This is a genomic window from Janthinobacterium salmonicoloratum (assembly GCF_051380845.1).
Lineage (GTDB): Bacteria > Pseudomonadota > Gammaproteobacteria > Burkholderiales > Burkholderiaceae_D > Janthinobacterium > Janthinobacterium lividum_F.
In genome coordinates, this window is sequence record NZ_JBNYXV010000011.1 from 43,138 (window position 1) to 51,486 (window position 8,349).

4 protein-coding genes and 1 tRNA gene are annotated in these 8,349 nt (G+C 45.9%); 4 read left to right on the forward strand and 1 reads right to left on the reverse strand.

The window, feature by feature from the left end:
* Positions 1–52 precede the first annotated feature (52 nt).
* The gene (locus tag ACQ4WY_RS28010) at positions 53–673 is read right to left on the reverse strand and encodes a TIGR00645 family protein (RefSeq protein WP_353658661.1); all 621 of its coding nucleotides are present in this window, start codon (positions 671–673) and stop codon (positions 53–55) included.
* A 293-nt stretch (positions 674–966) separates the two neighbouring features.
* On the opposite strand from ACQ4WY_RS28010, the gene acs reads away from it, so the two are divergent.
* From acs to ACQ4WY_RS28030, 4 genes are all read left to right on the forward strand, one after another.
* Entirely contained in the window at positions 967–2,973 is a 2,007-nt protein-coding gene (gene acs / locus ACQ4WY_RS28015) for an acetate--CoA ligase (RefSeq protein WP_436506888.1), read from the forward strand.
* A 190-nt stretch (positions 2,974–3,163) separates the two neighbouring features.
* Positions 3,164–3,254: transfer RNA gene (locus ACQ4WY_RS28020), tRNA-Ser, on the forward strand.
* Positions 3,255–3,920: 666 nt separating this feature from the next.
* Positions 3,921–5,588, forward strand: coding sequence for a dsDNA nuclease domain-containing protein (locus ACQ4WY_RS28025; protein ID WP_436506889.1), 1,668 nt, complete (start codon positions 3,921–3,923; stop codon positions 5,586–5,588).
* Positions 5,581–7,734, forward strand: coding sequence for a DEAD/DEAH box helicase (locus ACQ4WY_RS28030; protein ID WP_436506890.1), 2,154 nt, complete (start codon positions 5,581–5,583; stop codon positions 7,732–7,734). The genes ACQ4WY_RS28025 and ACQ4WY_RS28030 overlap by 8 nt, the downstream gene beginning before the upstream one ends.
* Positions 7,735–8,349: the final 615 nt, after the last annotated feature.

Genomic DNA, 8,349 nt, shown 5'->3' on the forward strand with positions numbered 1-8,349 from the left:
GTAAGACTTTGATGCTGTTTGCTGTTGCTAATCAGTATAGGAGCGCCAGAACTTAGTGGGGCGCCCGGGCTTGGTTCTGCGTGACGGTCATGATGCGGTCCGTGTACGCAATCGCCATCGCCGACAGGATGAAGACCATGTGTATCGCCGTTTGCGCGATGACCACATTCGGTTCCTTGGCATACGCGGTGGCGTTGATGAAGGTCTTCAGCAGGTGGATGGACGAAATGCCGATGATGGCCATCGCCAGTTTCGTCTTCAGCACGGACGCATTCACATGCGACAGCCATTCCGGCTGGTCCGGATGGTCGTCGAGGTGCATGCGCGACACAAACGTTTCGTAGCCGCCGATGATGACCATGATCAACAGGTTCGAGATCATGACCACATCGATCAGGCCAAGCACCACCAACATGATGGTGGCTTCATTGAGCTTGACCGGTGGCGGCACGCCCGCCACGGTGACGGCGCTGATGACGTGCTGGAGGGCCGCGTCATTGCCGAACACGGCGCCGATCAGGTCCGACAGTTCCACCCAGAAGTGAAATACGTAAACGCATTGTGCGAGGATCAGGCCCAGGTACAGCGGCAGCTGCAGCCAGCGCGACATGAAGATGAAGGCGGACAGGGGATGCAGTTTGCTATGTGTGGGCTTTTGTGAGTGGTCGATCATCTGGAGTTTCCTGGGGGTAAATACCAATTTTTGGTATGCCCGACATTTTACACTTGCTGCTGATCACTGCGCATGCCCTCGATTTGGATTCTTGGCCTTGATGAAACACAAAGCGACGTCAACTAATTGACTTGTTACCAGTTTTTCCATCCAGAATGCTGGGCGGCGTACGCTTGACGCCCGTCGCCAGTGGCGATTATGGTTAGAATGGATCGAGGAAACGCTGCATGTAAGGCGTCAGTAAGACAGCAGGAATATTGTGTTACCAAACAATTACTACACTGGAGACTAGCATGGCCGCTATAGAGAACCAAGGGCAGGGCACTGAGCAGCAGGGACCGGAAGAGTCGCGCGTATTTCAACCGTCGGCAGCGTTTGCCGCACAGGCAACGATTTCCGGCATGGACGCCTACCGCGCCATGGTGGCCGATGCCGAACGTGACTACGAAGGCTTCTGGGCCAAGCTGGCGCGCGAAAACCTGAGCTGGAAAAAGCCGTTTACCCGCACCCTGAACGAAGACAACGCCCCATTCTACAAATGGTTCGAAGACGGCCTGCTGAACGTGTCGTACAACTGCCTGGACCGCAACATTGAAAATGGCCTGGGCGACAAGACGGCCATCATCTTCGAAGCGGACGATGGCACCGTTACCAAGGCAACGTATAAAGAGCTGCACGAAAAAGTCTGCAAGTTCGCCAACGGCCTGAAATCCAAAGGGATTGCCAAAGGTGACCGCGTCATCATCTATATGTCGATGTCCGTCGAAGGCGTTGCCGCAATGCAAGCCTGCGCGCGTATCGGCGCCACCCACTCCGTCGTCTTCGGCGGCTTCTCGGCAAAATCCCTGCAAGAACGCATCATCGACGCGGGTGCCGTGGCCGTCATCACGGGTGACGAGCAATTGCGCGGCGGCAAAAAGCTGCCATTGAAATCCATCGTCGACGAAGCGCTGGCGCTGGGCGGCTGTGACTCCGTGAAAAACGTCATCGTGTATAAACGCACGGGCAGCGACCTGCCGATGGTGGCCGGCCGCGATACATGGTTGCACGACCTGGTCGAAGGCCAGAGCGCGCAATGCGAACCGGAATGGGTCGATGCCGAGCATCCACTGTTCATTCTCTACACGTCGGGTTCCACCGGGACGCCGAAGGGCGTGCAGCACTCGAGCGGCGGCTACCTGCTGTGGGCCGCGCTGACGATGAAGTGGAGTTTCGACATCAAGCCCGACGACGTGTTCTGGTGCACGGCCGACATCGGCTGGGTGACGGGCCACAGCTACATCGCGTATGGCCCGATGGCCGTGGGCACCACGCAAGTGGTGTTCGAAGGCATCCCGACCTACCCGAACGCGGGCCGCTTCTGGGAAACCATCAAGAAGCACAACGTCAGCATTTTCTACACCGCCCCTACGGCCATCCGTTCGCTGATCAAGGCGGCCGACGTGGACCCGAAAGTCCATCCTGGCAACTATGACCTGACGAGCTTGCGCCTGCTGGGCACGGTCGGCGAGCCGATCAATCCGGAAGCGTGGATGTGGTACTACAAGCATATCGGCGGTGAGAAATGCCCGATCGTCGATACCTTCTGGCAAACGGAAACGGGCGGCCACATGATCACCCCGCTGCCGGGCGCCACGCCGATGGTCCCCGGTTCCTGCACCCTGCCATTGCCGGGCATCATGGCCGCCATCGTCGACGAAGCGGGTCAGGACGTGCCAAACGGCCAAGGCGGCATCCTAGTGGTAAAACGCCCATGGCCATCGATGATCCGCACGATCTGGAACAACCCCGAGCGTTTCAAGTCCAGCTATTTCCCGGAAGAACTGGGCGGCAAGATGTACCTGGCAGGCGACGGCGCCATCCGCAACAAGGAAACGGGCTACTTCACCATCACGGGCCGCATCGATGACGTGCTGAACGTGTCGGGCCACCGCATGGGCACGATGGAAATCGAATCGGCCCTGGTGGCCAACCCGCTGGTGGCCGAAGCGGCCGTGGTGGGCCGCCCGGACGACACGACAGGCGAATCGATCTGCGCCTTCGTGGTGCTGAAGCAAGCGCGTCCGACTGGCGAGGAAGCCAAGAAGCTGGCCCTGGAGTTGCGTAACTGGGTCGGCAAGGAAATCGGCCCGATCGCGAAACCGAAGGAAATCCGTTTCGGCGACAACCTGCCGAAAACCCGCTCCGGCAAAATCATGCGCCGTCTGCTGCGCGTGCTGGCCAAGGGCGAGACGATCACGCAAGACGTGTCGACCCTGGAAAACCCGGCCATCCTGGATCAGCTGAAGGAAACGTCTTAATTGACAGGCCAGTGCCTCCGGAAGGGCCGTGCGCACCACTGGCGCGCATCCTTCCGCTAGGCCTGGCCAAACTTTTACCCTTGGGTAAATAACTTTGGCAGTCTGTAGAATCTTTGCTATAATCTGCGGCTTCGCGACAAGCGATATGCAGTACACAATGTGAGCAAGCAAGACGCGCGCATTGCCTTCAGGAGAGATGGCTGAGCGGCTGAAGGCGCACGCCTGGAAAGCGTGTATAGGGTAATACTCTATCGGGGGTTCGAATCCCCCTCTCTCCGCCACAGACGAAAAAGAAAAAGCTACCCTCGGGTAGCTTTTTTTTTCGTCTGTACGCGGAGAGAAGCACGCCCCCTGCGGGGCGTGCGCGGGGGATTCGAAGGGTCGGGCCTACCGGCCCGGCCCTCTCCGAATCGACTGACTGCTGCCGCTGCGCGGCAGCCCCGCGCGCCTGCGGCGCGCGTTTGTGGTTCTAATTAGGTTTCGACTGAGCCGGCTTCTACGGCGCCCAATGCATCAGTCCGTGTCCAAATGGTGGGCCTGACCCCGCTACCCTTCGTGACCCCGGTACCCTTCGTGGTTCTAATTAAGTTTCGACTGAACCAGCTTCTACGGCGACCAATACGCCAGTCCCTGTCCAAGCGACGGACCGTACCCTCCCTCCTTCTGTTCGATCTTTCGAAGCTCCAATAAATCAGCATGTATGTCTAAATTTGGCAACATTTCTCATTTTATTGCATATACTGTTTATATATACAGTAAAATTGATAAAGAAAGATTTTCAATTCTAACTAATTGTCACTTTCCATAGGGTTTTAATACTATTTTCAGTCTTTATGCTTTGGCTAGTGTTTATCATTCCATCTTGTTGTTAGAATCAAAGTAATCTGCCTGTTTAACCGGCGGTACGACGGATGAATTCTGTGTAGCACTATCGAAAAGCGTAAATTATGAAAGCTAATAATGCGATGAATCGCGATGACAGCGGTGGAGTGGGGGCGAAAAGTGGATTTTTATTCCAAGATTATGTGGCGGCATATTATGTTTTTCAAATGTTGCAGAATAAAAAGATCGATGCTGTTCGTTGTGAGGTAACTGATGATATTGATCTTTTATATACTAATGACGAAATAGAATATATCCAAGTAAAGACGACGGAAGGAGATCGGAAATGGTCTATAACGGAACTTTGTGAAGTTACGAAAGTAAAAAAGGAACGTGGTAAGCCAAAGCCTCCACCAGCAAACGACTCAATATTGCATAAATCTTTAAATTGTGACAATGATATATCGATTAAGCCATTATTTAAAATAGTGAGTAAGCGTGATGTTTTAAATGCTTTAAATTACTTACGAACACCAATTGCTGAACGTATAGACACATCGCCGAAGCTGGAATTACTTAAGTCATTAAATGCAAAAATCGGTTCGTTTTTTTCTCCCGCTGGGAGGGACGTAGAATTTTGGTTGGATAATACTAGCTGGGATGTATATTCGTCTATAGATGAATTGGAATTAAAGATATATAGAGATATTTTAATTTCCGCTCATGATCATGGCGTTTTATTAAATCCTTCTCGCGATGCAAAAATAATACTTAATGATGTTCTTGGTGTAATTACAAGAAAAAGCGCATTATCTAGAAAAATAACATGTGCAGATAATAAAACTTACTTCAGGAAAGATTTTCTAACTTGGTTTCTTGAAGAGATAAAAATATTAGCTGCCACAAATAGCAGATTGAATACTAAGGTCTATGTTGAATTTAGTAAAACTGAACCTGTTCTTTTGAAATTTTCTGATCATGGATCTGATCAAAGGTTGGGAGTGGGTTTAGGGCAAGGGTATGAGTTTGGGAAGTATAGATTTGATTATATTGCCGACTCAATAATAAATTGGATGCCTGAAATTTTACTGCGACCTAGTGAATTGGCAGATACATCACGGCAGAAGTTTTTTATTAAGTCGGCTAATATTTCTAAACGATTTTTAGAGCAAAGTTCCGAGTTCTCTGAATTCTTGGGGCGAACTCTTATGCATTCTTCGGTAAGATATTATAGTAATAGTGAGCCAGTCCCAGTAGCCTTGTATATTGATAAGGATGGAAAATCATTCAAGGAATTCGAAAACGTGCACATTGTTCGGGCCGATAGTGGCGATGAATTATGGATGGGATTTAGTAGTTTATCTGAGACTTTAAATTTAGCCGACTCAATGGATAAAGTATGCGGTCAACTTCATGATCTTATCACTGTAGACTTTCGATTGCAGAGAAAAAAGATACTTGAAGTAAAAGAGGATAGCTATCTTTTGAAACACGATATTGATGATTTGCTTGATGAATCATCTTCTTTAGATGATCACATTCATCGATTTAAATTTGTAATGTTTATTGGCTATAAGTCTGCGCATCTTTCAATCGAGGAAGATAATCAAGATTATAAAAAATCACAGTTAATTGAGGCTCAAGAGAATTTCGAAAAAATGATTGGAAAAATTCTATTGAGAGATAAATATTTCTCTAGGATTAATATTATTCTTTATCTTTATCCTAATCCGTGCATAAAGACGTTGGTTAGTGTTGTGCGGAAAAAAATCAATGAGGTAATGGATGTTTAGTGAATTCCAAAACATAGTGGAAAGTTTGGAGGGGGATGGGGCAGATTTGTTCGGATATCTTAAAATCGCCAATGATCTTCTTTCCAATCCGGCTGATGAGTCTCTCGGGAGGGAGCTGGTTATTCGAGCATTAGATAAAAAGAAAAAATTTTTAGGTTATGCTGGTTTATTGAAAAATTTAGTTCGCAAGGCAGGGCTTTATCCATATTTGAGCAGTGAGTTTTCTAATTTAACGATAGAGGACGAGTATCTATTGAGTGTTTATCGCTCGACTCATTCTGAGAAATTTATATTTCATTCTATGCAGTTGAAAATATTTAATTTATTGATGGGAGGGCATAATGTTGTACTGAGTGCACCCACTAGCATGGGAAAAAGCGCGATTGCAGATTCGCTTTTGGCAAGCGGAAAGTATAGCCGTATCGTAATAGTTGTTCCGACTATAGCATTGATTGATGAAACAAGACGACGTATTGCAGAAAAATTCAGTAGTAGTTATGAAATTATTTATCATAGCTCGCAAGTTGTTCGATCTTTTCGTAAAACCATCTATATACTGACGCAAGAAAGAGTGAATGAAAGAAAAGATATTTTAGATATAGATCTATTTATTATAGATGAATTTTATAAGCTTTCATTTAAGCGTGGATCGTACGATGAAAGGGCTATTTCTCTCAATATTGCACTTAGTAAATTATTGGTTTCATCAAAACAGTTTTTTATGATTGGGCCTAGTATTGATGATGTTACTGGGTTGAGCACGTTGGGAAAGAATTATTTCTTTTTGCCATCATCATTTAACACTGTAGCTTTGAATGTTTTTAAATATGATATTGATGCAAATTCAAAAGATTTGAAAAATAATGCTTTGGTTAAAATACTGCAGTCAAGGAGTAAAGATAATCAAACACTAATTTATTGTAAGTCGCCAAACGCTGCCGCAGAGATTGCTATGTTGCTTATTTCAGAAGGATTTTCAGATAAGTATGATGGTGAATATGTTAATTGGGTGAAAGATAAGTATAGTGCCACTTGGTCATACTCAAAGGCAATTAATGCTGGAATAGGAATTCATCATGGGGCATTGCCGAGAGCTATTCAGCAGTTTACTGTTGATTTATTTAATAGCGGAATTTTGAAAATATTGATATGTACATCTACAATTATTGAGGGAGTCAATACTACCGCTGAAAATGTGGTCATTTATGACAATAGAAATGGTATTGGCTCGATAGACCGTTTTACTCATAATAATATAAAAGGTCGTGCTGGTCGAATGAATGTTCATTTCGTTGGAAATGTTCATTGTTTAGAGAGAGTGCCGGAGCAAAAAATTGAAAATCAAATTGTCGAGGTTCCTCTTGGATCGCAAGATGAAAATAGCCCATTGAATTTTATAGCCGGCATTGAAGAGGTTCATATTCAGCCTGAATTAAAAGACTCATTGGAAAGGTATGTTGCATCGACACAAATTCCCTTGTGGATATTAAAGAAGCATGCGACTTTCTCTATCGATTCCTTGCGTGCCACGAATAATTATGTCGATTCATTGAGTACTATTGAAATTAGAGCTGTTTGCGCTCCAAAAGTTAACGCTGAAGGACTTGAAATTATTTGTGGTGTTTTGAAGATTGCTGCTTCAGCTTCTTTGAGAAATTTAAACTTGCATGGTGATAAATCCGATTTGAAGCTAAAGATTAGTAAATATCTTTTTGCTGAAAGCCATCAGAGCTACTTGGACGAAGTTATAGACTGGGTTCTGGAAAATAATGAAGGCGAATTTGAAAAATCCATTGGTATTGATAGGGAACTAAAAATTATAAGAAATATTTTTGGTTTTACGGTTCCGTCAGTCCTTTCATTGCTGCAGGACCTAATAAATTATCGAAGTGAAATTTCAAATATTAAGATTATTGCGAATTTTGGATTTATTATAAGTAAATTTGAATATAGTCATTTGCCCAAAAATTTCTCAGCTTTGGAGGAGATGGGAATTCCCGTGCAAACCCTTCAGAAGTTGGTTCATGAAAAATTGGCTTCTGTTAGTTTGAATGTTTTGATTCGTTATCTTCGATGGTATTTTAATAAAATTAAAAAAATCGACAACATTGATAGAGCCTTTATTGCACGTGCATTAAAATATTAAGGAAGAAAGTTTTTTTGTATTGTAAGCTTGTTTTAATAATTGCATGGGGCCCGGAAAAAGACATTTCGCACTGATCAGGAACGACTCTAGATCATCAGGGTCAAATCCTAGCTAGATACAATCTGAATATTATCTAGGTCTTTAGGGATTGCGTACAGATAAAAAATAGTCATTTTAATTTAGACTAAGGCACTGTGCCGACAATGCGATTTTCAAGCTGCTTCTAGAGGTCGTCGAGTTCTAACATATCCTACGTATATATCAGTCGGAGATTCGCTTTCATTCAATCAGCGAGGGCCGGGGTCAGATCCGCCATTTGGACACGGGCTGATACATTGAGCACTGCAGAAGTTGGCTCAGTTATAACCACGAACGCACGTCCTCGGCGCCCGTTCGTGGCTCTAATCAAGTCTTCACTGAGCAATCTTCTACAGCATCCAACGCATCATGCATCAGTCCGTGTCCAAAAAGCGGACCTGACCCCGGCACCCGCAAAGCAAAAATCTATGGTCACCCTCCCTTTTGCAAGCTGATTTTGTATGATGTGAGCAGGCTTGCTTAAATCTATCCGGCGTCTGGTTGGAGATGGTTCTCCGCGCCACGATGAGAGTCGCG

Excerpts from the sequence above, each read along its gene's own strand:
- ACQ4WY_RS28010 (WP_353658661.1), bottom strand. The coding sequence starts at position 673 with ATGATCGACCACTCACAAAAGCCCACACATAGCAAACTGCATCCCCTG.
- ACQ4WY_RS28030 (WP_436506890.1), top strand. The coding sequence starts at position 5,581 with ATGTTTAGTGAATTCCAAAACATAGTGGAAAGTTTGGAGGGGGATGGG.
- ACQ4WY_RS28025 (WP_436506889.1), top strand. The coding sequence starts at position 3,921 with ATGAAAGCTAATAATGCGATGAATCGCGATGACAGCGGTGGAGTGGGG.
- acs (WP_436506888.1), top strand. The coding sequence starts at position 967 with ATGGCCGCTATAGAGAACCAAGGGCAGGGCACTGAGCAGCAGGGACCG.